Below are 25,635 nucleotides of genomic sequence, written 5' to 3' on the forward strand. Positions count from 1 at the left end.
ATACGGCGGCGGGAAGACCACGGGTGGCGGGGTGATGAAGTGGTTCGCGAAGCAGAAGCCGGGGGACGTCTGGGACGAGGTGATCCAGGGCCCGCTCGGCGACATCGAAGCCGCCGCGCGCATCCGCACCATTTGTGACGCTGCGACTGCGAGCGCAGCGACGGTCGGAGGTTCGGCGCGCAACGACAGGCGCGAGAGCGAACGCTATGAACGTGCGGCGCGCGCCGCGATGGAAATCGCGATGAAGATCTCCGACGATCTGATGCGCGACGACGCGGTCCGCCGCATCGTCGATCTCTGCATGAAGGCCAATGACATCAAGACCGGGCAGATTTTGTCGCGCGCGATCCAGGCCAGCTGGATCCGCGAGGCGGTGCAGCGGGACTATCCCGTGCTGTTGCAGTGAACGCTGCTATTTCGCCAGCTTGCGGACGGCCTCATCCACGCTGTGGAAGACGTGCTCCTTCGGCAGCACATCGAACAGTTTGAAGCGCTCGAACGCATCCTGCGCGCGCACCGATTCCAGCCGCGCCAGCGCGACCGTGACGCCCTGTTCATTGCACGTCTTGAAGACGTCGAGCAGGATCTGCGCGGCGGTGAAGTCGATCTCGACCATGCCGCTTGCCTCCAGCACCAGCAATTGCGGCGTCGCCGTGCCCAGGACTTTGGTCACGTCGCTGCGGAAGCCCGGTGCGTTGAGGAAGGACAGCGGTGCCTGAAGCCCGATCACGGCGACACCGGCGATGCGCTCGCCGGTGATGTGCGGATGTGCCGGCCACCAGATCGTGGTGCCCGGCACGCGCTCGAACTCGATGAGCCTTGCGCGCGTCGTGCTCCAGATGCCGTGCAGCAGCGACAGCACGATGCCGAGGAACGCGCCCTGCTGGATCGGCAGCACGATGATCAGCGCGGCGGTGGCGACGATCAGCAGGAATTCGCTGAAGGACTGGCGATAGATCGTGAGGATCTGCTTGATGCGGATGATGCGCAGCGCGACGAACAGCAGGATGCCGCCAAGGGCTGCATCCGGGACGTGCTGCAGCAGCCCCGTTCCGAACGCGAGCAACAACAATACGATCACTGCAGCCGCAAGGCCCGCAAGCTGCGATTGCCCGCCGGTCTCGGCGACGATGCCCGTGCGCGGCGGGCTCGCATTGACCGGAAATGCGCCGAACAGGCCTGACAGGACGCTGCCGGCGCCGGCGCCGAGGAAGTCACGATCGACATCGGCGGGCTTATCGGGATCGGACGGAAACGACCGAGTCGTTGCCGCGGTCTGCACCATCACGACGACCGTGATGACGAAAGCGAGTGGCACGAGGCGCACCCAGAGCTCCGGTGCAAGCTCGGGCAGGGTCGGCCGCGGCAGCGTGCCCGGCACACTGCCGACGACGTTGACGCCCTTGCTCTCGAGGCCGAGTGCGATCGTGGCCAGGGTCGCTGCGGCGAGCCCGACCAGCGCGCCGGGGATCTTTGCGCTGATTTTTTCGGAGATAATGACCACGGCCAGCACGCCGAAACCGATGCAGAGCGTCACGGGATTGGTGCGGCCGAGCTCGGTTGCGAGCACGCCGATGCGATCGAGCGTCGGCCCGCTCGGCGATTCCAGTCCCAGCACGCCAGGCAATTGCGACACGATGATGTGGACGGAGATGCCGGCGAGGAAGCCGACCATCACCGGCATCGACAGCAGGTTGGCGATGCCGCCGAGCCGAAACGCGCCGCCGGCCAGCATCATTGCGCCGACCATCAGCGCCAGCGCGATCGCGAGCCCCTGATATTCGGGTGAGCCGGCAGCGGCGAGCGCTGCAAGCCCGCCGGCGAAGATCGGCGTGATCGTGGAATCGGCGCCGCAGGACAGGAATCGGTTGCCGCCGAGGAGTGCAAAGCCGAGCGAGCCCGCCATGAAGGCGAAGAAGCCGATCTGCGGCGCGAAGCCGCCGAGCCGCGCGGTCGCCATCTGCTCGGGGATCGCGATCGCCGCCAACGTCAGCCCCGCCATGAGATCGCCGGGCAGGGAATAGGAGGCGAGCGAGCGGAAGAGCGGCCATGCATGCTTGGCGTGAGTGTCTTGCGGCATCGATGTGGAATCCCCGGAAGCGTGCGTCGGTCGATCAGACTACAGCATTTCCGGATTGGGAGTCGGTAGACGTAAATTCTCTACATCCGTCGTCATTGCGAGCGCAGCGAAGCAATCCAGAATCCTACCGCGGAAAGGCTCTGGATTGCTTCGCTGCGCTCGCAATGACGGAGGAGAGATGTGTCCTCCGTATCTCGCGGGAGCCTCAGTACCTGCCGCGGTTGTAGTCGCCGCCGCGTCCCATGCCTCCGCCATGGCCGCCCATGCCCATGCCGAGACCAATTCCGAGACCGATCCCGACGCCGACGGCTTCAGGCGATGGCCCCGGCGGGGCGCGCTCGACGACCTCGTCAGGCGGCGGCCGGCGCGGTTTCGGCGGCGTGTCGACGACCTTGCGCTTCGGCGGCGTGTCGTCGACGCGCTTCTTGATGACAGGCGCGACAATCGGATTGATCGGCGTCGCCGGGGTCGACGGCGCTGTGCACGGACAGGTCGGCGCCAGCGCGACGGCAATCGGAGCAGGGACCGCAGCGGCTGCGACGGGCAAACTGTAATTGCGGTTCTGCACGCGGAGCAGCAGCCGGCGCGCGGTCGCGGCGAGATCGCTGTTGTCCCAATTTGCCAGATAGGCCTCGAAGGAGGCGCGGGTGTTGATCGCTACCGCACGGTCCCACGCCAGCATCTGGCGCCGCCGCTCCAGCACGGTGCGCAGACGCGGCGTGTAGGAGGCCTGCGCGTAAAGCTCGACATACGCCTGATAGGCTTCCACGGTGTCGTCGGCAATCACGAGGTCATAAGCGACCTTGGCATCCTTGCCTTGCAAATCCTTGCGCCAGTCCGCGACACTGCGCGTGGCGCTGGCGAGCGCCATCGCGTTTGCGCCCGGAGCAGGAGGCTGGCCGCTGCTGTCGCCGAAGAATTTGAAGTCGGTCGTCAGCGACGAGCTTTCCCAAGGGATCTGCCGCCCGTCCGTCGATTGTGCCACTGAGATGCGAATGCGCTTGAATACCTCTTCGATCGGGATGTTCGGTTGCTTGGCAACCGTTAAAGCCGCGGTTGTGTAGGGGCTGTCGGCGCCGGAGCCGTCCTCGGCTTCCGCACCGGGCGATGTCGAATAGGAAATGAAGGAACCGGGCGCGCCGGCCTTGGTGTCGACGATCGCAAGCCCGTGGCCGGCGCCGCTGAGCGCGGGGAACGGATTGTTGCGGCAGGCATCGAGCATGAAGATGCGCGCGCGCGTCGGCAGCGCGCCGAGCGTGTTGAGGAGATCGTTCAGCCGCACGCCCTGGAGCGGAATGTCGGCCTCGCGCTTGGGATCGAGATCGACCGGCACCAGATAGTTCTCGCCGTCGATCTGCAAGCCGTGGCCGGCATAGAACACCAGCGCGACGGTATCGGCGCCGCTGGCGCTGACCTTGCCGGCGAAATCGGAGATCGTCTGGCGCATCTCGTTCTGTGACAGGTTTGGCGCCGTGGTGACATTGAAGCCGGCATTGCCGAGCAGCTCCGCCATGCCCTTGGCGTCGTTGGCGGCGTTGGGTAGCTCCGGCACCGTGCGATAGGCGGACTGGCCGATCACCAGCGCAAGCCGCGCTTCGGCCGCGGCATCTGTCGGTGTCATCAATTGCGAAAGCGCAAGGAGGCTGGAGGCAACAATCAAATTACAAAGAAGTGGACGGCGCATGGTGTCACCTCCATTGGAAATGGCGCGAGGATGTCACCTTTTCTAGTTGCGCGCCATGACCCTGTCTGTGCACTGGATCACGTAGGCGCTGCGGCAAAATTGGGCAGCGCGACTGCCGGGGTGCGCCGTCAGAATAGCCCACGGTCCCAGGGCGTAACGGGCGCAAAGCGTGCGGCGAGGAAATCGATGAAGGCGCGCACCTTCGCCGGCGGCCGGCGATCGGGCAGGTAGACGGCATGCACCGCGGAGGACTGCATCTCCGGCTGATCGAGCGGAAGCGCGACCAGCGTGCCGGCGCGTAAATCGTCAGCGATGATGAAGGTCGGCTGCCGGGCGAGGCCGAGGCCGGCCAGCGTCGCGGCGCGCAGCGCATCGCCATTGTTGGCGCGCAAGGTGCCGCTGATCTGGATGCGGATCTCGCCATCAACGCCGAACGGCCATTCCGCGGCGCTGCCCTGCTGCGTGAGCGTGTAGCCGAGACAATTATGCGCGGCGAGGTCGGCGACGGTGCGCGGCGTGCCGTGCTTTGCCAGATAGGACGGGGCGGCACAGACCACCAGGCGGTTTGGCGCGAGCTTTCGCGCCACCATGCTGGAGTCGCGCAAGCGTCCGATGCGGATCGCGAGGTCCCAGCCTTCCTCGGCGAGGTCGACGAGGCGATCGTTGAGGCCGAGCTCGATGATGACCTCGGGGTAGCGTTCCGAGAAGTCTGCCATGAGGGGCGCGACCTGCCGCGTGCCGAACACGACGGGAACGTTGACCCGCAACAATCCGCGCGGCTCGGCGCGCTCCCGCGCGACGGCGGCATCGGCCGTCTCCATGTCGGCAAGGATCCGCTCGGAGGATTCCAGATAGAGGCGGCCGGCTTCGGTGATCGACAGCCGCCGCGTGGTGCGGTGGAACAGCTTGATGCCGAGCCGCGCCTCCAGCGAGGCCACGTGCTTGGTGACCATGGTCTGCGACAGGCCCATCGCTCGGGCCGCACCGGACAGGCTGCCGTTCGCCGCCACCTTGGCGAAGACTTCCAGGCTGGTCAGCCGGTCGAGCATCTATCTCACTCCATTGGTGTGAAGTATATTTTCAGAATAGCCGATTATCATCCTAATAAGAATAGATCATAGGTGCGGCCAACAATGGAGACCACCATGATCGATTCCCGTACCGCTCCCTACGCCGCGCTGGTGCTGCGCGTGACGCTGGGCGCGCTGTTCCTGGCCCATGCCAGCCTGAAATTGTTCGTTTTCACCCCGGCCGGCACGGCAAAATTCTTTGGCAGCCTCGGTTTCCCGCCGGAGCTCGCTTATCTCATCATGACGGTTGAAGTGCTGAGCGGCATCGCTCTCATCCTCGGTGTCTGGACTCGCTATGCGGCGCTGGCCGGGATTCCGATCCTGCTCGGAGCCATCTTCACGGTGCACGGCGCCGCCGGCTTCTTCTTCACCAATCCGAAGGGCGGCTGGGAATTCCCCGCGTTCTGGGCGATCGCGCTGGCCGCGCAGGCTCTGCTCGGCGATGGCGCTTTCGCGCTGCGGTTCTCACGCGATGTCGAGGCGGCGAATGGACAATTGAGCGTCGCGTCGTCGCGCTGACGTCGTCGCATCATTGCAACGCGAGAGCTGCGGGATCACGGTCCCGCAGCTTTTTGTTACCTGCCAACGTGTGTGCAGCAGCCAAAGCTCATCAATCTGTGTTCGGCATTGATCCATACCTGAATTGGATCGATCCGCGTCGATCTTGCGGAGCCAGCTGTTCGGTCGCGATGCGGCAAGATCGAAAACCCCGGCAGACATAGCCCTTTCGCTGCAATCTCTGCCGGCACGCCTTGCTCTCCTCCCGTCTCGGCTGCGCCGGCCGCAACCCTTGCCTGCCCCGTCGCTTTGGCCATAGAGTTCGCGCAACAGGCCATGGCTATGACCGCGGCCGCGAACAAAAATATCGGGGAGAGACACCATGAGCATCGTGCCCGTCAGCCGCCGCACGTTCATCAAGTCGTCGACGGCAGTGACCGCCGGCCTCGTGCTCTCTCCCGCCATCATCGGCCGCGCCGAAGCCGCGACGCTGAAGCTGAAATGCTCCTCCTCGCTGCCGAACGATCCGAAATTCGCCAACGGCCGCGTCTACTACGACAACCTCGTCAAGAATCTGAAGGGCAACGGGCTCGGCGAGCAGGTCGAGGTCGCCTTCTTCCCGGACAATCAGCTCGGTCAGGAGATCGACGTCATCAATTCGGTGAAGCTCGGCGTCATCGACCTCATGGTGTCGGGCTCGTCGATCTCGGCTAATCTGGTGCCGCTGGTCGGCACCTACGACCTCGGCTTTCTGTTCTCGAGCTTCCCGCAGCAGACCAAGGCGTTCGACGCCGGTGCCGCCAAGCCGATTGAGGACGCGCTGCTCAAGGGCAGCAACATCCGCATCATCGCCTGGGCCTATAATTTCGGCTCGCGCAGCGTCTTTGCGAAGAAGCCGGTGAAGACTCCGGAGGATCTCGCCGGTCTCAAGATCAGGACGCTGCCGAATCCCGTCATCACGGAATGCCTGCGGCTGATGGGGGCAGCGGCGACGCCGCTGGCGTTCGGCGAAATCTACACGGCGTTGCAGGCCGGCGTGCTCGATGGCCTGGAGCATGATCCGCCGACGATCCTCGCCAGCAAGTTCTTCGAAACGGCGAAGTTCTATGCGCTGACGCAGCACAATTTCTCGCCGCTCGCGGTCTACTTCAGCGACATGACCTTCAACCGCATGGATCCGAAGCTGCGCGAGGGGTTTCTCGACGCCGCGAAGAAGGCCGCGATCGACACGCGGGCCCATGGGCTTGCGGTCGAGAAGGAAGCGCTGACGGCTCTGACCGAGAAGGGCGTGACCGTGGCCGAATGCGACCGCGAGGCGTTCAAGAAGCGCGTGGCGCCGCAGATTGAGAACTTCATCAAGGCGCGCCCGGAGTCCAAGGCCGTCATCGACATCATTCGTTCGACTCAAGCCTGAGATGGCGGTGACAGAAGCCGTGCCGCTCGCGGGCGGTCGCCACGGAAGCATCGCCCTTCTGCTTCGCCTGAGCGACGCGATCGCGGCCATCCTTCTGGCCGCCGATCTCGCGGTCGTCTGTGGATCCGTGCTGCTGCGTTTCTGCTTCAACGCGCCGGTCGAATGGTCGGACGACGTCGCGCGCGGATTGATGGTCGGATCGGCCTTCTTCGGCGCGGCAAGTGCGCTCGCGCGCGGCGAGAATGTCGGCGTGTCCTTCTTCCACGATCTGCTGGCGCTGCGGCTACGCACCTTGGTCGACGCCGCCAGCGCCGTGCTCGTCGTGCTGATCTCCGGCTACGTCGCCTACAACGCCATCAAGCTGGGCTCGCTGACGGCGGGACAGACCACCGGCTCCGGCCTGCCGCTGGAGCTGACCTTCTATCCGATGGGCGTCGGCGCGCTGTTCATGACGGTGTTCGCGATCGACCATCTCTGCGCACGGCCGCTGCCTGAGATCATGAGAGGCCTTGTTGCGGTCGGCGTCGTGACCGTCCTCTATCTCGCCTGGGATTATCTGTCGCCGTCCTCGGTGCCGTCGGCGGGCGTGCTGATGCTGATCGGCTTCTTTGCCACGCTGTTCGGCGGCCTGCCGATTGGTTTTGCGCTGGCGCTGGCCGCGCTGATCTTCATCTGGGTCGAGGGCGCGCTGCCCGGTGTCATCTTCGCCCAGCAGATGGCGCGCGGCATCGACAATTTCGTGCTGCTCGCGATCCCGTTCTTCATCCTCGTTGGCTATCTCATGGAAGCCAACGGCATGTCGGTGCGCCTGATCGAGCTGTTGCAGCGCGGGGTCGGCCGCATGCGCGGCGGCTTGAACGTGGTGATGGTGGCCTCGATGGTGCTGTTCTCCGGCATCTCGGGCTCGAAGATGGCCGACGTCGCGGCCGTAGGCTCCGTGCTGATCCCGGCGGCGCGCCGCTCGAAGCAGAATCCGGGCAGCGCGGTGGCCCTGCTCGCGGCGTCCGCGGTGATGGCGGAGACGATTCCGCCCTGCATCAACCTGATCATTCTGGGTTTTGTCGCGAACCTGTCGATCGGCGGCCTGTTCATGGCGGGGCTGCTGCCGGCGGCGCTGATGGCGGCGGTGCTGATCGCCTTCTCCATCATCTTCGGCAAGACGCCGGCGACCGCCGAGGAAATCGAGCCGCAAGTGCCGGTGTCAGGATTGTGGAGCGGCGCGATCGCCTCATTCGGCCTGATCTTCATGATCTTCTTCGGCTTCAAGAGCGGCTTTGCCACGGCAACCGAGATCTCGGCCTTTGCGGTCGCCTACGCGCTCGTCGTCGGCAGCGTCGTATTCCGCGAGCTCAGCTTCAGATCGGCGACGCATAGTTTCATTCAGGCGGCGACGCGAGCCGGGCTGGTGCTGTTCATCGTCGCCGCCGCGCAATCGCTGGCGTTCACGCTGACCTTGCAGCAGGTGCCGCACGCGGTCGGCGACTTCATGCTGGGACTGTCCAAAACGAGCGGCACCTGGCTGTTCATCCTGCTCGCGATCGCCGTGCTGATCGTGATGGGCTCGGTGCTGGAAGGCGCGGCTGCGCTCATCATCTTCGGCCCGCTGCTTCTTCCCGTGGCGGTGCAGCTCGGGATCGATCCGCTGCATTTCGGCGTCGTGCTGGTGATCGCGATGGGCGTCGGCCTGTTTGCGCCGCCGCTCGGGCTTGGGCTCTACGGCGCCTGCCTGATCGGCAACGTGCCAATCGAGCAGACGGTGAAGCCGATCCTGGGTTATCTCGGCCTGCTGTTTCTCTGCCTGCTCGTCATCGCCTTCGTACCATGGCTCTCGACCGCGTTGCCGCGCGCGTTCGGCTACTGAGGGAGTGTCGCCGTGAAAGTCCTGCTGGCCCACACGCCGGAGATGCGCCGCAATTATTACGGCGATCGCAGCCTGAGCGGCCTGCGGGCGATTGCGGACGTGATCCTGCACGAAGACGACCGGGCGCTCGATGCGGCAAGCCTCGTGAACGCGGCAAAGGACGCCGACATCATCGTCGCCGATCGCATGACGGAAGGGCGCGGCGAGATATTTGCGCAACTGCCGCGCCTGCGTGCCTTCGTCCGCTGCGCCGTCGACATCCGCAACGTCGATGTCGATGCCGCCTCGCAGGCCGGCGTGCTGGTGACGCGTGCCGGTCCCGGCTTCGTGCAGGCGGTTGCAGAGCTCGCGGTCGGCTTCATGGTTGACCTGTCGCGCGGCGTGTCGCGGGCCAGCGCCGACTACCATGCCGGCCGCAAGCCGGAGGCGCGAATGGGGCGTCAGCTCGCCGGCGGCACAATCGGTATCATCGGCTATGGCAGCATCGGTCGTTATCTCGCCGAGATCGCCAAGGTGATGCGCATGGAGGTGCTGGTCTCAGATCCCTTCGCTGATGTCAGCGACGGCGCGATCAAGCAACTCGGCCTCGACGAGCTCCTGGCGGCTTCCGACTACGTCGTCTGCCTCGCAATCGCCAACGAGCAGACCGAGAAGATGATCGGGGAGGCGGCACTGGCGCGCATGCAGAAGCACGCCGTCTTCATCAATCTCTCGCGCGGCAATCTCGTCGACGAGGCCGCGCTCGCAAAGGCGCTGCTGGAGAACCGCATCGCTGGCGTTGCGATGGATGTCGGCCGCGCGCCCGACCAGATGCCGACGCCGGAACTGGCGAAGCTGCCGAACGTCGTCGCGACGCCGCATGTCGGCGGCCTGACGCCGCAGGCGATCGAATATCAGTCGCTGGAAACGGTGCGGCAGGTCAACGCCATCATCAAGGGCGAGGCCCCGCAGGGTGCCGTCAACGCCGACCGCTGGACGCGGCGGCCCGGGATGAAATAAACAAAAATGCGGCTTCCGTTCTTCTACGGCTGGATTGTGGTTGCGGTGACGTTCGTCACCATGGCGATCGGTGTCAACGCGCGCACCTCCTTCTCGCTGTTCTTTCCGCCGATCATTTCCGAATTCGGCTGGGAACGCGGCGTCACCGCGGGCGCTTTCTCCTTCGGGTTCGTCGCATCCGGCGTGGCCAGTCCGTTGATCGGACGGCTGATGGATCGCGCGGGACCGCGCGCCGTGATGGAGCTTGGCGTGTTGCTGATGGCCGGGGGGCTGCTGCTCGCGCCTCTCACCAGCCAGCCCTGGCATCTCTATCTGACGATCGGGGTCATGGTCGGCGCCGGCTCGGTGTGTCTCGGCTATTCCGGCCAATCGCTGTTCCTGCCGAACTGGTTCATCCGCAAGCGCGGCTTTGCCATCGGCATCGCCTTTGCCGGCGTCGGTATCGGTTCGATGACGTTGCTGCCATGGGTACAGCACATGATCGAGCAGACCGGTTGGCGCACCGCCTGCACCGCGATGGGCCTGATGATCCTGATCGTGCTGGCGCCGATCAACCTGCTCCTGCACAAGCGCCCGGAAGACATCGGCCTTCAGCCCGACGGCGACGCGGCGCCGGCCGCAGGGACCGCAAGGCCGGTCTCCAACATCGTCGACCCCGTCTGGGCCGCCACCGACTGGACGCTGAGGCGGGCGGTTGCGACGGCACGCTTCTGGTGGATCGCGCTCGGCTATTTCTGCGGCCTCTACATCTGGTACGCGGTGCAGGTTCACCAAACGAAATTCCTGCTCGACATCGGCTTCAGCCCGAGCGTTGCGGTCTGGGCGCTCGGCGCCGTCAGCCTGCTTGGCATCCCCGGCCAGATTTTCCTTGGCCATATCTCCGACCGGATCGGGCGGGAATGGGTGTGGGCGATCAGCTGCGCCGGCTTTGCGATCTGCTTCGCGGCGCTGATGGCGCTGAAGTTCCAACCCTCGTTCTGGCTGGTCTGGCTGATGGTGTTCACGCAAGGCGCGCTCGGTTACGGCCTCACCTCGATCATGGGCGCGGTGGTGTTCGAGATTTTTCAGGGCCGGCACCAGGGCAGCATTTTCGGCATGATCATGCTCGCGGCATTGGCGGGTGGCGCGGCCGGCCCGTGGGTGACCGGCCTGCTCTACGATCGCGCCGGCGACTACACGCTCGCCTTCGGCATCGCCATCGTCGTCAGCCTGCTGTCGGCGCTGTCGGTCTGGCAGGCCTCCCCGGGCAAGGTGCGGGCCGTGGCCGGGCGGCTGCACAAGCTCCAAGCTGCAAAGTAGGTTCCGTACGCACCGCATTACCGGCGCCGCTTTCGCGGAATGTTAAGCATGTCGCGGCTTGGCGGAGCGCGAGCCGGTTGCAAAAACGCCTTGGACACCATCGGAGCATTAGCTTGGGGCCGATTGCCGCATTTTCCTGATGCTGCCGAGCCCAACGATGTCCGCCTCCGATTGCCCAGTGACCGAAATGCCGGACGTGCTGCGCGCGGCGCTCGAATGCGCCGACGACGGCATCGTCATTGTCGATGGTGCGCATCGCATCACGCACTTCAACGCCGGTGCCGAGCGGATATGGAAGCTCGCACGCGCCGATGTCCTCGGCCGCGATGCCGAAATTCTCTCGCTGAGATGCCTTCAGGCCGATCCGATCGCGGATTTTCGCGACGAGATCAGCCTGGTGCGGCGCGACGGCAGCCGGATCAAGGCGACGATCGCGCTGTCGTCGGCGACGATCGACGGCGCGACCCATCACATCGTGTTCGCGCGCGACGTCACGGCCGATGCCGAGCGTCGCGTCAGGATCGGGCTGCTCAACGCGGTCTCCGACCAGACCAATCGCGCGGTGATCATCACCGACGTCGAGCAGAACATCCGCTACGTCAATTCGTCCTTCACGACGCTGTTCGGTTACACCAGCGAGGAAGCCGAGGGGCGGCGCGCTGGCGAGCTCATCGCCGGCTGCCATACCAATCGCACCGGCATTGCAAAGCTGGTCAAGCGGCTCCTCGACGGAGGCCGGCGCGGCGAGGTCGAGACGCTGGTCTACACCAGGGACGGCGAGGAGATCTGGGTCTGCGCCCGGGTCGACGCCTTCCGCGACAAGAAGGGCCGCGTCAAGCACATCTTCGCGCTGCTCGAGGACATCACCGAGTCCCGGCAGCTGCGCTCGCTCCAGCAACTCATCACGAGCGCGCTGGCCGACGAGGTGCCGATCGCCGAGATCGCCGACCGGCTGTGCCGCCGCGTCGAAGAGATCGCGCCCGATGTCGTCTGCTCGCTGCTCCATGTCGATTCCGCCGGACTGATCCATCCGCTCGGCGGCCCGAGCCTGCCCGAGGATTATTCCCGTGCGCTCGACGGCATCCCGATCGGCCCCAATGTCGGCTCCTGCGGCACCGCCGCTTTCTACGGCGAGCCGGTGCTGGCTGAAGATCTTGACACCGATCCGCGCTGGCAGCCCTACAAGGCCATGCCGCTCGAAATCGGCCTGCGTGCCTGCTGGTCGACGCCGGTCAAGGCCAAGGACGGCCGCGTCATCGCCACCTTCGCCTTCTACTTCTGTGAGCCGCGGGCGCCGAGCAATTGGCACCGGCGCATCGTCGATGCCTGCGTCAACCTCGGCGCTTTCGCGATCGAGCGCAAGGAAGCGCGCGCCGAGATTGCGCGGCTCGCCTATCACGACATCCTCACCGGGCTGCCCAACCGCGCACAATTGCGGCACCTGATCACCACCGCGATCGATGCCTGTCCGACTGGCAGCCACGTTGCGCTCGCCTTCCTCGACGTCGATCATTTCAAGGACGTCAATGACACGCTCGGTCACGCCGCGGGCGACGAGCTGCTGATTCAGCTCGCGCAGCGTTTGCGCGAGCAGATCGGGCCCGAGGACATGCTGGGCCGGCTCGGCGGCGACGAATTCGTCATTCTGCTGCCGAACCGCAACGCCGAGAGCGCCACGCGCGTCGCGGCCGACGTTACCCAAGCGCTGGCCGCGCCGTTGCGGCTCGGATCGAAGCTGATGCCGATGTCGGCCAGCATCGGCATCAGCCTCTATCCCGACCACGCCACCGATATCGACACGCTGATGCAGCAGGCCGACGCCGCCATGTACATGGCCAAGCAGGCGGGCCGATCGACCCATCGCATGTTCAGCGCCGAGATGAACGGATTGGCCGAGCAGCGGCTGGCGATGATCGCAGCACTCCGCCGCGCCATTGCCGACAATGCGCTGAGCCTCAGTTATCAACCGCAGATCCGCAGTGACGATGGCGCCATCCACGGCGTCGAGGCGCTGGCGCGCTGGCGCGATGCGGAGCTCGGCGATGTCTCGCCGGCAAAATTCATTCCGCTCGCCGAAGAATGCGGCCTGATCGAGCAGATCGGGCTGTGGTCGGTGCGCGAGGCTTGCCGGCAGATGGCGAGCTGGCGCCGCGCCGGGCTCAACATTCCCTCCGTCTCGGTGAATCTGTCGCCGCTCAATTTCCGCAACGTCACCTTGGCCGCGCGGCTTGCCGACGTCCTCGCCGAATACCAGCTGCCGCCGGATGCCCTGATGCTGGAGATTACCGAAGGCACCTTCATGCAGGACGGCGCCGCCGCGCTCGAGACGATGCACGCGATTCGCGCGCTCGGCATCGGCCTGTCCGTGGATGATTTCGGCACCGGCTGTTCGAGCCTCAGCCGCCTCGCGCAGCTGCCGATCCGCGAGCTCAAGATCGACCGCAGTTTCATGCGCGACATCGAGAAGGACGCCGGCGCACTCGCCATCGCCACCGCCGTGGTGCGCGTCGGCCAGGGCCTCGGCATGACCGTCGTCGCCGAAGGCGTCGAGACCGAAGGCCAGCGCAAGATGCTGGCCGAGCTTGGCTGCGACGTCGTGCAGGGCTTCCTCTATGCCCCCGCGCTCGCCCCCGTCGCCTTCGAGCGCTGGCTGATCGAGCACTGCGCCGCGCAGGCGAGGGCGATGCAAGGCCGGCTCGCTATCAAGCCGGCGGGTGCGGCCGCGGTGAAGCGGCTGGCTTAATCGCCTCTCGAATGAAAAAAGCTGCTCGCGGGCTGCGGGCAGCAGATCGTAGGATTTTCGGTGAACGTTCGTGAGAGAGCCCCGCCAAATGGCGGGGCTCCAAGCGCGGTGCCGGCTAGATCATTGCTTGGCCGGCGGCCCTGACGTCGAAGGCGGCGGGGCATTGTTCTGGTTGGTTTGTTCAGTTTGCGTGCTCTGGTTGGCGCTGGGTTGACTGGTGGACTGATTGTTGTCCTGGTTGTTGCTCTGATTGTTGCTCCGGGCCGGAGCCTGGCCCGTGGTCTGGCCCGACGGGCGATTCGTATTGGCCTCGCCCGAATTTGCCGGTTGGTTCTGCTGAGCCTGGCCGGTTGTGGACGGCTGGTTCTGCGGAGCCTGACCCGTGGTCTGGTTCTGCTGCACCGGCGCGTTGCTCTCGCCGGTGCCTTGCCCGGTCGTGTTCTGCGGCATCGACTGGTTGCTTCCGCCCTGGCCAACGGTCGTCGACTGGCCCTGGGTAGCGCTGATCTGGTTGGATACGCCAAGCGCAGCGACGGTGCGGGTATCGATCGAGCCGGTGGCCTGGAATCCTTCCTGTCTCTGGAAGGTCATCAGCGCACGGCGCGTATCGGGTCCGAGGACGCCGTCCGCTTCGCCGGACAGCATGCCGCGTTGAATCAGGACACGCTGAACGACGCGAATCTCGTCGGGGCTGAGATTCAGTGCAGCGACGCTGCTGCTGCCGCCGCTGGAGCTGCCGCGGTGGGCATAGTGCGTCCGCGGGCCCGCTGGAATAACGTCGACGATCCGGCGGCTGCGGTCGGTGACGACGATCTCGTCATCCACGACGAAGAAGCTGTCGTCGCGGTAGTCCGGATAGATGTCGATCAGCACGGGAAAAGCCGAGACCGAAACCACGGAAATGTTCCGCGGCACGACCACGCCGGCATCGACGCGGAAGTTGATCGCATTGTTGTTGACCCGCACGCGCTCGATATTGCGCGAGCTCAGCACCGACTGTTGCAGCTGCGTCTGCTGCTGTGCGTTCACCTGCACGCGGCCGGACAAGCTCTGGGTGGCCCCGCCCGCTGTCTGCGCCTGGGCGTTGGCCTGTCCTTGCGTGTTGGCGCCGGTCGTTGTGCCCTGAGCGTTCTGGCTCTGGGCGTTGCTGCCAGTGTTCGCGCCGGTGGTCGTCTTGCTCTGATCCTGCGCGTTCTTGTTCTGAGCATCGCTCCTGGTGTTCGCGCCGGTCGTGGTGGTGGTCTGACCCGGCTCATTCTTGCCTTGGGCATTCTTGCCCTGGGCATTCTTGTCTAGTGCGTTCTTGCCTTGCGCATTCTTGTTTTGCGCACTCTTATCCTGGGCATTGTCCCGGACATTGGCGCCCGTGGTCGTGCTCTTGTTCTGCTCTGCGCCTTGCGACTGACGTGTGTGGTCGCGGTCGCTGCGGCTCTGTCCGACGGTCTGGTCCTTCTGTCCGCTCTTGTCGCTCTCGGACTTGGACTGATACGCGCGGTCGCGACCGCCGGGCGACTGACCGACCGTCTGCTCCTTGCCTTGCTTCTGGTGCTCGGATTGCGACTGACGCGAATTGTCGCGGTCGCGGCCCATGGTCTGCTTGTCGCCCTTGTCGGAGGCCCGGCTGCTCTCTTGCGCCGCAGAGGGCCCCTCGGCCCGGCCGCCGGCGCGGCCCTGCGTCATTCCTTGGTTGTGCGAGCCTTCGCTGTGCAAGGCGCCACCTGCACCGTGCGACGTCGCGCCGCCGGGGCGTTCCGCAGCACCACCAGCACCACCGCTGGCGCTGCCGCCGGCTCCTCCGCCTGCGCTCATTCCGCCGCCGGCTCCTTCACGCATGCCTTGCGCCGATCCTTGCACCGACGCCAGGCTGACGCCGGCCAGCAGCACCGCTGTAGTCAGCAGAAACTTGTTCTTTCCAATGGTCATCTCAATCTCCCTTCAATCTCCCTGGGTTTGCTCCTTGGGTTTGCCTGGTTGCTGTTGCGCGGCTTCGTCGCGCCGCGACCGCTCGTGCTCTCTCCGTCGAAGCCGGAGGCATCGACCTGGTGTTTGATATCGGGGGCCCAGCGGCCGGCGCCGGCCCCATCTTGCCGCTTCACATCACCAACGATGGTAATAGAAGTGCCGTCGCGGGAACGGTGCGCCGTAATAGGCGAAGGCCGGACGCACGACGCGGCGATAGCGGTAGCCGTAATAGGCCGGGGCATAACCAGTGCTGTAGTAGGTCGTGGTGTGGCCGCCCCAGGAATACGGCTCGTAGCCGCCGTAGTACGCCGGTGCGTAATCGCCGTCGTAATAGCGGGGGTATCCGTAGTAGCCGTAATCCGGACCATACGCGTAAGCGGAAGAGGCCAGGCCGCCGAATATCGCGCCTGCAATCAATCCGCCTGCCAGCGCTGGACCGAAGCCGCCATGCCAGCGGGCTTCCGCGGGCGTTGGCGCTGCCACGGCGCTCAAGCCGAGCGTGCCGACGGTTGCCAGAACCAGCGCGGTCTTCTTCATCATGTGCTTTCCTCCCGGTTGGTGTTGTAATGTCGTGCCAACATCAACGATGGGCAAAAGTTGCAAACGCACGTTCGCGAGAGCGCGCGTTCCGCTGTTCCGCGCTCATAGATCGCGTCGCGCTTGTTCCCCTGACTGCGACGGTTTAGCGCAGGCGAAAGGTCGCTGGCGTGTCCCCTCGAATCGGCAGGACTCAGCGATTGGCCGGTTCGGTCGTCGTATCCTGCTCGCGCTCGCCCTTCAGGACCTGTCCGTTCTGCCTGAGCGTCAATGCCACGATCTTGCCGCCGCTATCACGGGCAAAATCGATCTCCGCGCCGACCTGCTCCGCGACGAAGATATCCGGCTCGACCGGCGCGAGCTTGAGTGGCCGCTGGTTGGTTCCCTGCACAGAGAGCTGTGCATCGGCGACGAAGATGCGCAGCCCGAATTTCGGCGTCAGCGGATAGAGTCCGACATAGTCCGGGAGTTGCGCGTCGGTTGGCATCCACTTGCTCGCCGTCGCCGGAAGCGGATCAATGCGTTTGGCCTCGACTGCGCCTCCGCCCTGAAACCAGGTGAATCCATAGGTTCCGTCCGCTTTGCGCTTGGGCCGCAACACCGCGTCAAATTTGTGCGGATAGAAATCGCCGGCGCTGTCATAGCCCATCTCGAATTCGCTCTGGCCGTCGGCCTGGATGGTCAGGCCGCTGTCCTTGTGCCGCAATTCGATGCCGAGGCCGCCCCGCAGGCGATACTTGCCCACCAGCGCGTCGATCAGCTTGGCATCGGCTGTTGTCGCGGTGCGCGGTTCGCCGGCCGAGCGTGAGGGGTCCAGCAGATGCAATCCGAATTGTCCGAGGCCGCCGAGCGTGACCAGGGACGTATCGCTCAGCAGGACCACGGCGCGCTTCGCGTTACGATCGAATCCCACAAAGGACGAGTAGCCGCCGGTCGCACCTCCGTGGGTGGCGATGGTGTGTCGGTTCATGACGAGCAGATTCCAGTTCATGCCCATGCGGTGTCCGTCGACATACGCAACCTCTTGCTGTGTCAGCGTCAGCGCCGGCGTGATCGCGCTGTCGCGGGTGCCGAGCTCGCCTTCCATGTAGCGCAACATGTCCGCCAGTGTTGCGCGCACCCCTCCGACGCCGGCCATGTCGGGATGAAAATCCCAAGGCGGTGCGGCCTCGCCGTTGGGATAATGGCCTTGCGCCAGATGCACCTGCGGCGGGCGCGTGGCCACGTAGGTCTCGTTCATGCCGAGCGGACCGAGCAGGCGTTCGCGAAGCAGCGTCTCGTAATTCTTGCCCGCGCGTTTGGCGAGCGCATAGGACAGGACGATCATCGCGGGATTCGAGTATTCCCATTTCGAGCCCGGCTCGCGCGTCAGCTTGATCGTGGCCAGAATATCGAGCAGGTCGCGCTCGGTTGCGCCCGCATAGGGATTGCTGGGGTCCGGCGGGTGATAGTCGGGGAGGTTCGCAGGAATGCCCGACGTGTGCGTCACGATTTCGCCGACGGTGATCTCGTGGCCGTTGAATGACGGCACGCTTGTGCCCGGAGGCAAAAGCTTCGCGATGGGATCGTCGAGCGCGATGTCATGCGTTGCGATCAGCTCGGCGAGCAGCGCCGCGGTCATGGTCTTGGTGACGGAGCCGATTTCGAAGGCCGTGTGTTCGTCATGGGGGCGCGCGGATTTGGGATCGGCGCAGACGTAAGCTGTCGCGACGGTCCCGTTGTCGACCACGCCGGCCGCAACACAGGCGCCGGTACGATCGCTGCTGAAGCGCTGCAACAGCGCGGCCTTCAGATCGCTATCGCTGATGGCGAACGCGGGCGAGGTGCCGAGCACGATCGCCAAAACAAGCCAGAACGGGGCTTTCATGGTTTCTCGCGACCTCGACTTGCAGGCATGCCGCGCCATCGCTTAATGCTACTGATCGTAACGCTACAGTCGTGCGTTTTCAGCGTCAAGCTGTCCGCACCGCATAATACGGCCTCTCCTTTTATTTATGAGCTGCTGTCCGACGCCAGTCCCGTCCTGCGTCGCAAATCCGTGATCGCGCGCAAGAAGCTGTCGGCCGGCGTCGTCTCCGGATCGATCAGCCGGTGCAGGCGAAAGCCGTCCTCCAGCGCCAGCACGACGGACGCCATCCATGGCGGGTTCAGCGTGTCGCCCTTCGCGTTGTCCTTCAATGTCGCCTCGACGATGTCGGCGATCAGCTTGCGCCGCGCGCGCAGGCGCTTGGCGAGCTCGGGCCGGCGCTTCTCGGCGCGCGCGACGAACAGGATCATCTCCATGTGCAGCAGCGGCGAGCGGCCGAGGGGATCCTGCCGGGTGCGGTCCATTGCCTTCAGCGCTGCAATGAAGTCGTCGAGATTGTTGTGTTGCGCAAGGATCTCCATGTTGCGCCGGATCGATTGCTCGACGTGGTCCTCGAGCATGGCGATGATCAATTCGTCCTTGCTTTTGAAGTTCGAATAGAACGCGCCGCGGGTGAAGCCGGCTTCCGCCGCGATCGCCTCGATGCTGGCGCCGCCGATGCCGTCTTGCTCGAACACCCGCGCTGCCGCCTCGAACAACTTGTCGCGCGTGTCGTCCCTGGTCGGCCTGGTTCTCACCCTTGACATCGGGCCAGTTTAGGGCAGAATGCAACTCGATACAACAATGTATCGAGTCGAAGATTAACAGGGATGGTTACGCCGGGCGTGGGGCAGCCTCGCGTATTCGTGTCATGCGGCAACCGATGTGAGGTCCACCATGAACGAGCAAGTGCAAGGCGTCGCGAGCGATCCGCTGTTCAATCCGCTGGCGCCGGACTTCATCCGCAATCCCTATCCGTATTACGACCGGCTGCGCACGATCGATCCGATCCACGAGACGCCGTTCGGCCAGTTCGTCGCCAGCCGTCACGCCGACGTCAGCCTCGTCATGCGCGACAAGCGTTTCGGCAAGGATTTCGTCGAGCGCACGACGCGCCGCTACGGCCCCGAGATCATGAACGAGCCGGTGTTCCGCAGCATGAGCTGCTGGATGCTGCAGGCCGATCCGCCCGACCATACCCGCCTGCGTGGCCTCGTCGTGAAGGCGTTCACCGCCCGCCGCGTCGAGGACATGCGGCCTCGCATTCAGGAGATCGTCGACCAGACCATCGATGCGGTGATCGACCGCGGCCACATGGACCTGATCGAGGATTTCGCCTTCCGTCTGCCCGTGACCATCATCTGCGACATGCTCGGCATCCCCGAGGATCATCGCGAGGTCTTCTACAAGAGCTCACGCGACGGCGGCCGGCTGCTCGATCCGGTGCCGATGACGCCCGAGGAGATCGCGAAGGGCAACGCCGCCAACATGATGGCGCAAATGTATTTCCAGCAGCTGTTCGAGTTGCGCCGCCGCAGTCCCGCCGACGATCTCACCACCCAACTGGTGCAGGCCGAGGAAGACGGCAACAAGCTCACCAACGAGGAGCTGACGGCCAACATCATCCTGCTGTTCGGCGCCGGCCACGAGACCACCGTCAATCTGATCGGCAACGGCCTGCTGGCGCTCCATCGCAATCCCGACCAGCTCGCGCTCTTGAAGGCGCGGCCGGACCTGATCACCAACGCGATCGAGGAATTCTTGCGCTACGATTCGTCGGTGCAGATGACCGGGCGCGTCGCGCTGGAGGAGATCGACGATCTCGGCGGCAAGCGGATCCCGAAGGGGGAGAGCGTGCTCTGCCTGCTCGGCTCGGCCAATCACGATCCGGCGGTCTATCCCGACCATCCTGATAGGCTCGACATCACCCGGCCGAACGTCCGGCCGCTGTCGTTCGGCGGTGGCATCCATTTCTGCCTGGGGGCCCAATTGGCGCGCATCGAGGCCGAGATTGCCATTGCGACGCTGCTGCGGCGGCTGCCCGATCTGCGCATCGACGACGTCGAGAACCCCGCATGGCGGCCGACCTTCGTGCTGCGGGGCCTGAAGCACCTGCCGGCGAGCTGGTGAGCCGGGGCGCGCATTAACCTCCGCGCGCAACAGTCGCTGTGACTTCGCCACACTTCCCCTTATATAGGGGCAGTTCCGGTGCGCCTGAAGCTTGGTTGTAGGCTTGGGTTTGACCCGGGTGCCGGCTTGGCCGAGGGGAGACCCGTGCAGACGACGCTGCTCGGATTGGCAATTGCCTTTATCTTAGCGCTGCTGGCCGCGCTGATCGGGCCTTATTTCGTCGACTGGAACCAGTTTCGGCCCCAGTTCGAGGCGGAAGCGACCCGGATTATCGGGGTGCCGGTGCGCGTGGCGGGCGAGCTCGATGCGCGGCTCTTGCCGGCGCCGACGCTGCGGCTGCGCTCGGTCAGCTTCGGCGGCAACAACGATCTCGGCCGGCTGCGTGCCGACAAGCTCGACGTCGAGTTCAGCCTGAGCTCGCTGATGCGCGGCGAGTGGCGCGCCACCGAGCTTTCGATCGGCGGCATGGCGGTGGATCTCGGCCTCGACGCCAAGGGCAAGGTCGAGTTGCCGTCTATCGCAAGCGGCACCTTCAATCTCGCTTCGCTCGCCATCGAGCGGCTGAACCTCACCGGCCGCATCGCGCTTCATGACGCTGCCAGCCGCTCGACGCTCGAGCTCAACGACATCGCTTTCTCCGGCGACGTGCGCTCGCTCGCGGGCTCCGTGCGGGGCGACGGCAATTTCACCGCCGCAGGCGTGCGCTACCCGTTCCGCGTCTCCTCCGGCCCGAGCCTCGACGGCAGCGCCACCCGTCTTCACCTCAACATCGATCCCGGCGAGCGTGCCATCCTGGCCGATCTCGAAGGCGTGCTTGCCTTCGACAACCGCCAACCGAAATTCGACGGCGCCCTGACGCTGGCTGTGCCGCCGACGAAGAAGCCGGGCGAGGCGGGACCGACACCTTGGAAGCTCGCCGCGAAACTCAAGGCCGATCCGGCTGGCGCCAGGTTCGACCAGGTCGACGCGAGCTTTGGCCCTGAGGACACCGCGCTGAAGCTCGGCGGCGTCGGCGATCTCAGGTTTGGCGCCTCGCCGCTGCTGCGCGCGGTGCTGTCGGCGCGGCAGGTCGATGCCGACAAGCTCGCCGGCCGGAACGACGCCGAGCCGCTGCGCATCCTGCCGAGCTTGCGCGCCGCTCTCGCCGCGATCCCGCAGGCGCCGATCCCGGCGCAGATCGAGTTCAACTCCGAACAGATCATGCTGGGCGGCCGTCCGCTCCAGAACATCACGGCCGAGCTGCAGACCGACGGCCGGTCCTGGACCTTCCAGCGGCTCGAGCTGCGCGCGCCCGGCATGACGCAGTTGTCGCTCAACGGCGCCGCGCCCGGTGCCGACAGTTTTAGCGGCCACCTCAGCGTCGAGTCCTCCGATCCCGATACGCTGGTGGCCTGGCTCCAGGGCCGCAGCGAGGTCAACCGCCGCAGCACGCGGCCGCTGCGCCTTGCCGGCGACGTGACGATCGCCGCCAATCGTCTCGCCATCGACAAACTGAAAGCCGACATCGAAGGCGGCGCGGTCGAGGGCCGCATTGCCTTCGCGCAGACGGGCGCCAGCAAAGGCTCGCGGATCGATGCCGATCTCAAGGCCGACCGTCTCGATCTCGATGCCGCCGCGAGTTTTGTCCGCGCGTTCGCCGGGCCGCAGGGCGAATGGCCGGAGGAGGCTAAGCTTTCGCTTGATGTGGGGCGCGCGATCTCGGCCGGCCAGGAGCTGCGGCCGTTCGCGGCCAGGCTTGGCTACGGTCCGACCTCGCTATCGCTGGAGCAGTTGCGCTTCGGCCAGGCCAGCGGCGTGACCACGGAGGCGAGCGGCAGTTTCGATCGCACCAGGGCCACCGGCAAGCTCGCGCTGAAATCCTCCGCCAATTCGCTGAGCGACCTCACGGCGCTGCTGGAGCCGATCGCGCCTGCGCTGCGTGCACGCTTCGACGCGATCGCACCGTTGCCCGGCGCAACCCGCCTGAAGCTCGACCTCAGCCTCGACAAGAACGCCGAACATGCCGATCGCAGCGAGGCCCGCGCCGTGCTCGACCTCGATGCGCCGCAGCTCAAGGCCACCGCGACGCTCGCCGCGCAGCCGCCGGTGGCGGCGGTCAACGGCATCGACATCGAAAAATTGCGCAACAGCGACTTCACGCTGGAGTCGAAACTGTCATCGCCGCAGGCCGCTTCGCTGACGGCGCTGCTCGGTCTCGATCGCTTGGTCGCGGCAGGCGAGGGCGCCTCGCAGATCGAAGCCAGACTGAGCGGCGCGTGGCGCCGGCCGTTGCAACTGAACGCCAAAATCAGCGGCGGCGGGCTGGATGCGGATGCGCAGGGCAGCGTCGAATTGTCGGCGCCGGAGCCGAAGGCCAGCGTGAATCTGCGCGTGCGCAACGCCAATCTGGCGCCGCTGTTCGGGACCAGCCCGGCCGACAAATCGGCCCGGAATGTGAGCCTGTCCTCCCGCGTCGGGTTATCGGGCAATCGCCTGACATTCGACGATCTCGACGGCACCGCTTCCGGCTCGCATCTGCGCGGCCATCTCGTCATGACGCTCGATCAGGAGAAGAACGTTGACGGCGAGGTCGGGCTCGACACGCTCGATCTGGCGCCTGCGCTCGCGCTTGCCGTCGGCGCGGCCGGACGTGACGCGGGCGAGCCGCTGAGTGCAGGTCTCGTCAGCGGCTGGCGCGGCCGCATCGCGTTCCAGGCCTTGCGTGGTAGCCTGCCTGGTGGAATCGAGATGCGTCCGTTCAGCGGCACGATCCGGAGCGACGGTCAGTCGCTCGCGCTCGATGCACTCAAGGGCGGCGTCGGTGGCGGCGAGATGACCGCAAGTCTCGATGCGCGCAATGGCGCCAACGGGCTGGCGCTGAACGCACGTCTCGATCTCACCAATGTCGACGCGGCCTCGCTGCGCTACCGCGATCTCGCTCTGCCCAAGGGACGCGCCTCGGTGCAGATGACGCTGACGAGCCAGGGCCGCAGCGTCTCGGCGCTGACCGGCGCGCTCGCCGGCAGCGGCACGGTGACGCTGGACGCGGCCGAGATCAGCGGGCTCAATCCGCGCGCCTTCGAGCTCGCCATCCGCGCCAGCGATGGCGGGCAGGTCTCCGACGACAACCGATTGCGTCAGCTCGTCGAGCCCGCATTGTCGGCCGCTCCCATCGCTGTCGCCTCGGCGCAGATCGCGTTCACGATCCGCGACGGCCGCCTGCGCGTCGGCGCAACGCCGCTGGAGGCGAAGAACGCGCGCGCCATCGTCTCCGGCGGTTACGACATCCCCGCCGACCAGGCCGACATCCGCGCCAGCCTGACACCGATCATGACCGGTCTCTCCGGCGCGCCGCCGGAGATCCAGCTGTTTGCGGCAGGCCCGCCCGACAAGCTCAATCGCACCGTCGATCTCACGCCGCTATCGTCGTGGCTTGCGGTGCGCACGATCGATCGCGAGACGCGAAGGCTCGATGCCATCGAGCGCGGCGAGCCGCCGCCGGCGACCGCCGCGCTGCCGGCGCTGGTCTCGCCCGAGCCCGCGCCCGAGCCGGCGCTGACCGACGTGCCGATGCCCGGCCGCGATCCGCGCCGCCTGCCGCCGAAGGCAAAGGTTGAACCGAGGGTTGAGCCCAAGACCGCACCGACGCCCGCACCGACGCCGAAGGCGCCGCTTGCCGCGCCTGCCGTGCCGAGCCCGCCGCTGGCAAGCCAGCAGGTCGCGCCCCTGCCGCCGCCGATCGACGTGCGGCCCGCCCCGGGCCCGCCGCCCGCAAAACCCCGGCCGAAGCCGCCGCTGGTCCTGACGCCGTCGAATCCGTAGGGGCGAGGCAACTTGCGCGCGAGTAAACGCATTCGCTCGCATTTGAAGGAATTTTGCCCGGCAAAACTGATCTGCCGGTTTTACTGGATTCTCGCGTTTGATCCCTAGTGTTGGTTCCCAGAGGAATTCGGAGTCCCGCCCGCACAAGTAGGACGGCTCGCCAAGAACTTAGATTCCAAGAACTTAGATTCCAAGAACGGGGGTTATCGAGATGAACGGGGCACCATCGCTTCTACAGGATCTGGACGACGCGATCGCGCGCGGCACCGATGAAAGCCGGGCGAAGGCGTTGTGGCACGCGACCGATCTTTTGATCACCGGTCGCTACGTCGACGACGAGATCAGCATGTTCGGCGAGGTCATCGGCCGGCTTGCCGACGAGATCGAGGTCGCCGCGCGGGCGCAGCTCTCCGAACTGATGGCGGGTTACGATCATGCGCCGCTCAACGTCATCGAGAAGCTCGCCCTGGACGACGAGATCGAGGTCGCGGGTCCCGTGCTGCGCGACTCGACCCGGATCGACGAGAAGGTGCTGGTCGAGAGCGCCATGACCAAGGGCCAGGCGCATCTGCTCGCGATCGCCCAGCGCAATGCGATCGGCGAGGCCGTGACCGATGTGCTCGTCAAGCGTGGTAACCAAGAGGTTGTCACCTCGGTCGCCAGGAACGAGGGCGCGCGCTTCTCCGGCTCCGGCCTGCTGCACATGGTCCGGCGCGCCGAGGGCGATTCAATTCTTGCCGAGCAGCTCGGCCTGCGCAAGGACGTGCCGCGCCACATCTTCCAGCAGCTCATCTCAAAGGCGTCGGAAGACGTTCGCCGCCGGCTCGAGACCGAGCGCCCCGAGATGATGTCGCAGATCCAGAGCTCGGTGACCGGGGTCACCGGCGATTTGCAGTCCAAGTTCGGCCCGTCCTCTCGCAGCTATTTCGTCGCCAAGCGCGTGGTGACGACGCAGTACCGGCAGGGCAACCTCAACCAGGTCTCGATCTCGAACTATGCGCGCCAGCACCGTTTCGACGAGGTGCAGATCGGCCTGTCGCTGCTGTCGTCGCTGCCGGTCGACGTGATCGAGCGGGCGCTGATGGACCGCAACCGCGAGATGATCCTGGTGCTGTGCAAGGCGCTCGACTTCTCCTGGGACACGACGATGTCGCTGCTGTTCCTCGGCGCCAAGGATCATCTGATCACGGCGCGCGAGCTCCACGACAACGAGCGCGATTTCGGCCGCCTCAAGATCGAGACGTCACGCAGCATTCTGAAATTCTACCAGTCGCGCAAGAACAGCGCCGGCACCGATCCCGCGACGGGTCGTCAGCCCGAGCTCCAGGTTCACTGAACGGGACATCGAGGGAGTATTTGCAATGTTGCCTCAATTCGGCACCGCAGTTCGCAAGACCAAGAGCCTCACCAAGAACCTCGCCGCCGAGACCGGCGGATCGGCTCCGGAGAGGGCCACGGTCGACGCCGCATGGCTCGTGCTGGAAGCCGCCAACGATCTCGGCGACCACGCCGCGATCGAAGCCAGCCGCCGCGTCATCGACGCCGAGCTGAACGGCAAGGTCGCCGCCAGCGCGGATACCGATCTCGTGCTGGGTTATTTCCGGTAACGGCGCGGAAACCGCAGTATCGCGCTTCCCGGCAGCGCGTCCTGATGCCCCATCTCTACCTTTGCGCTTATATCTGACATGATGTAGCCTGCACTTGCGGGCGC

At 65.6% G+C, this 25,635-nt stretch carries 18 protein-coding genes; 11 read left to right on the forward strand and 7 right to left on the reverse strand.

What is annotated here, in order from left to right; translation table 11 throughout:
* The first annotated feature begins 34 nt into the window (after positions 1 to 34).
* Positions 35 to 406, forward strand: a complete 372-nt coding sequence (locus tag ABIC09_RS04725) for a hypothetical protein (RefSeq protein WP_354108550.1) — start codon at positions 35 to 37, stop codon at positions 404 to 406.
* 6 nt (positions 407 to 412) lie between these two features.
* Here the strand turns inward: ABIC09_RS04725 and ABIC09_RS04730 are convergent, their stop codons facing one another.
* The 3 genes from ABIC09_RS04730 to ABIC09_RS04740 form a co-directional block, all read right to left on the reverse strand.
* Entirely contained in the window at positions 413 to 2,080 is a 1,668-nt protein-coding gene (locus tag ABIC09_RS04730) for a SulP family inorganic anion transporter (protein WP_148754136.1), read from the reverse strand.
* 205 nt (positions 2,081 to 2,285) lie between these two features.
* Positions 2,286 to 3,764 carry a caspase family protein gene (locus tag ABIC09_RS04735; protein WP_354108551.1) on the reverse strand — a complete coding sequence of 493 codons (1,479 nt, stop codon included), beginning with the start codon at positions 3,762 to 3,764 and terminating at the stop codon, positions 2,286 to 2,288.
* 128 nt (positions 3,765 to 3,892) lie between these two features.
* Positions 3,893 to 4,813 (reverse strand): LysR family transcriptional regulator, encoded by a 921-nt coding sequence (locus tag ABIC09_RS04740; RefSeq protein ID WP_354034225.1) that lies wholly within the window; start codon positions 4,811 to 4,813, stop codon positions 3,893 to 3,895.
* A 96-nt stretch (positions 4,814 to 4,909) separates the two neighbouring features.
* On the opposite strand from ABIC09_RS04740, the gene ABIC09_RS04745 reads away from it, so the two are divergent.
* From ABIC09_RS04745 to ABIC09_RS04770, 6 genes are all read left to right on the forward strand, one after another.
* Positions 4,910 to 5,353: a DoxX family protein gene (locus ABIC09_RS04745; RefSeq protein ID WP_354108552.1), complete on the forward strand. Its 444-nt coding sequence runs from the start codon at positions 4,910 to 4,912 to the stop codon at positions 5,351 to 5,353.
* A gap of 361 nt (positions 5,354 to 5,714) precedes the next feature.
* Positions 5,715 to 6,746 (forward strand): TRAP transporter substrate-binding protein, encoded by a 1,032-nt coding sequence (locus ABIC09_RS04750; RefSeq protein ID WP_354108553.1) that lies wholly within the window; start codon positions 5,715 to 5,717, stop codon positions 6,744 to 6,746.
* 1 nt (position 6,747) lies between these two features.
* Positions 6,748 to 8,607 (forward strand): TRAP transporter large permease, encoded by a 1,860-nt coding sequence (locus ABIC09_RS04755; protein WP_354108554.1) that lies wholly within the window; start codon positions 6,748 to 6,750, stop codon positions 8,605 to 8,607.
* Positions 8,608 to 8,619: 12 nt separating this feature from the next.
* Complete coding sequence (locus ABIC09_RS04760) at positions 8,620 to 9,606, forward strand: hydroxyacid dehydrogenase (RefSeq protein ID WP_354108555.1); 987 nt, start codon at positions 8,620 to 8,622, stop codon at positions 9,604 to 9,606.
* A 6-nt stretch (positions 9,607 to 9,612) separates the two neighbouring features.
* Complete coding sequence (locus ABIC09_RS04765) at positions 9,613 to 10,905, forward strand: MFS transporter (RefSeq protein WP_354034219.1); 1,293 nt, start codon at positions 9,613 to 9,615, stop codon at positions 10,903 to 10,905.
* Positions 10,906 to 11,062: 157 nt separating this feature from the next.
* Positions 11,063 to 13,648, forward strand: coding sequence for an EAL domain-containing protein (locus ABIC09_RS04770; RefSeq protein WP_354108556.1), 2,586 nt, complete (start codon positions 11,063 to 11,065; stop codon positions 13,646 to 13,648).
* A gap of 120 nt (positions 13,649 to 13,768) precedes the next feature.
* Here ABIC09_RS04770 and ABIC09_RS04775 read toward each other — a convergent pair whose 3' ends face one another.
* The 4 genes from ABIC09_RS04775 to ABIC09_RS04790 form a co-directional block, all read right to left on the reverse strand.
* Positions 13,769 to 15,571 carry a peptidoglycan-binding protein gene (locus ABIC09_RS04775; RefSeq protein WP_354108557.1) on the reverse strand — a complete coding sequence of 601 codons (1,803 nt, stop codon included), beginning with the start codon at positions 15,569 to 15,571 and terminating at the stop codon, positions 13,769 to 13,771.
* Between the two features lie 174 nt (positions 15,572 to 15,745).
* Positions 15,746 to 16,150 (reverse strand): hypothetical protein, encoded by a 405-nt coding sequence (locus tag ABIC09_RS04780; RefSeq protein ID WP_354108558.1) that lies wholly within the window; start codon positions 16,148 to 16,150, stop codon positions 15,746 to 15,748.
* 190 nt (positions 16,151 to 16,340) lie between these two features.
* On the reverse strand, positions 16,341 to 18,014 hold the full coding sequence (locus tag ABIC09_RS04785) for a serine hydrolase (protein ID WP_354108559.1): 1,674 nt from the start codon (positions 18,012 to 18,014) through the stop codon (positions 16,341 to 16,343).
* 125 nt (positions 18,015 to 18,139) lie between these two features.
* Positions 18,140 to 18,760 carry a TetR/AcrR family transcriptional regulator gene (locus tag ABIC09_RS04790; protein WP_354108560.1) on the reverse strand — a complete coding sequence of 207 codons (621 nt, stop codon included), beginning with the start codon at positions 18,758 to 18,760 and terminating at the stop codon, positions 18,140 to 18,142.
* 130 nt (positions 18,761 to 18,890) lie between these two features.
* Here ABIC09_RS04790 and ABIC09_RS04795 point away from each other — a divergent pair, with 130 nt between their 5' ends.
* The 4 genes from ABIC09_RS04795 (at position 18,891) to ABIC09_RS04810 (ending at position 25,531) form a co-directional block, all read left to right on the forward strand.
* A complete protein-coding gene (locus tag ABIC09_RS04795) occupies positions 18,891 to 20,123 on the forward strand; it encodes a cytochrome P450 (protein ID WP_354108561.1) in 1,233 nt (410 codons plus the stop codon).
* A 144-nt stretch (positions 20,124 to 20,267) separates the two neighbouring features.
* Positions 20,268 to 23,924, forward strand: a complete 3,657-nt coding sequence (locus tag ABIC09_RS04800) for an AsmA family protein (RefSeq protein ID WP_354108562.1) — start codon at positions 20,268 to 20,270, stop codon at positions 23,922 to 23,924.
* Positions 23,925 to 24,135: 211 nt separating this feature from the next.
* On the forward strand, positions 24,136 to 25,260 hold the full coding sequence (locus ABIC09_RS04805; protein WP_354108563.1) for a DUF2336 domain-containing protein: 1,125 nt from the start codon (positions 24,136 to 24,138) through the stop codon (positions 25,258 to 25,260).
* A gap of 25 nt (positions 25,261 to 25,285) precedes the next feature.
* A complete protein-coding gene (locus ABIC09_RS04810; protein WP_148754153.1) occupies positions 25,286 to 25,531 on the forward strand; it encodes a hypothetical protein in 246 nt (81 codons plus the stop codon).
* Positions 25,532 to 25,635 lie beyond the last annotated feature (104 nt).

Source organism: Bradyrhizobium sp. S3.12.5, from assembly GCF_040548225.1.
In the GTDB taxonomy this organism is placed as follows: Bacteria; Pseudomonadota; Alphaproteobacteria; order Rhizobiales; family Xanthobacteraceae; genus Bradyrhizobium; species Bradyrhizobium cytisi.

Coding starts and splice junctions, on each gene's coding strand:
- ABIC09_RS04725 (WP_354108550.1), top strand. CDS start 35: ATGAAGTGGTTCGCGAAGCAGAAGCCGGGGGACGTCTGGGACGAGGTG.
- ABIC09_RS04730 (WP_148754136.1), bottom strand. CDS start 2,080: ATGCCGCAAGACACTCACGCCAAGCATGCATGGCCGCTCTTCCGCTCG.
- ABIC09_RS04735 (WP_354108551.1), bottom strand. CDS start 3,764: ATGCGCCGTCCACTTCTTTGTAATTTGATTGTTGCCTCCAGCCTCCTT.
- ABIC09_RS04740 (WP_354034225.1), bottom strand. CDS start 4,813: ATGCTCGACCGGCTGACCAGCCTGGAAGTCTTCGCCAAGGTGGCGGCG.
- ABIC09_RS04745 (WP_354108552.1), top strand. CDS start 4,910: ATGATCGATTCCCGTACCGCTCCCTACGCCGCGCTGGTGCTGCGCGTG.
- ABIC09_RS04750 (WP_354108553.1), top strand. CDS start 5,715: ATGAGCATCGTGCCCGTCAGCCGCCGCACGTTCATCAAGTCGTCGACG.
- ABIC09_RS04755 (WP_354108554.1), top strand. CDS start 6,748: ATGGCGGTGACAGAAGCCGTGCCGCTCGCGGGCGGTCGCCACGGAAGC.
- ABIC09_RS04765 (WP_354034219.1), top strand. CDS start 9,613: ATGCGGCTTCCGTTCTTCTACGGCTGGATTGTGGTTGCGGTGACGTTC.
- ABIC09_RS04770 (WP_354108556.1), top strand. CDS start 11,063: ATGTCCGCCTCCGATTGCCCAGTGACCGAAATGCCGGACGTGCTGCGC.
- ABIC09_RS04775 (WP_354108557.1), bottom strand. CDS start 15,571: ATGACCATTGGAAAGAACAAGTTTCTGCTGACTACAGCGGTGCTGCTG.
- ABIC09_RS04780 (WP_354108558.1), bottom strand. CDS start 16,150: ATGATGAAGAAGACCGCGCTGGTTCTGGCAACCGTCGGCACGCTCGGC.
- ABIC09_RS04785 (WP_354108559.1), bottom strand. CDS start 18,014: ATGAAAGCCCCGTTCTGGCTTGTTTTGGCGATCGTGCTCGGCACCTCG.
- ABIC09_RS04790 (WP_354108560.1), bottom strand. CDS start 18,760: ATGTCAAGGGTGAGAACCAGGCCGACCAGGGACGACACGCGCGACAAG.
- ABIC09_RS04795 (WP_354108561.1), top strand. CDS start 18,891: ATGAACGAGCAAGTGCAAGGCGTCGCGAGCGATCCGCTGTTCAATCCG.
- ABIC09_RS04805 (WP_354108563.1), top strand. CDS start 24,136: ATGAACGGGGCACCATCGCTTCTACAGGATCTGGACGACGCGATCGCG.
- ABIC09_RS04810 (WP_148754153.1), top strand. CDS start 25,286: ATGTTGCCTCAATTCGGCACCGCAGTTCGCAAGACCAAGAGCCTCACC.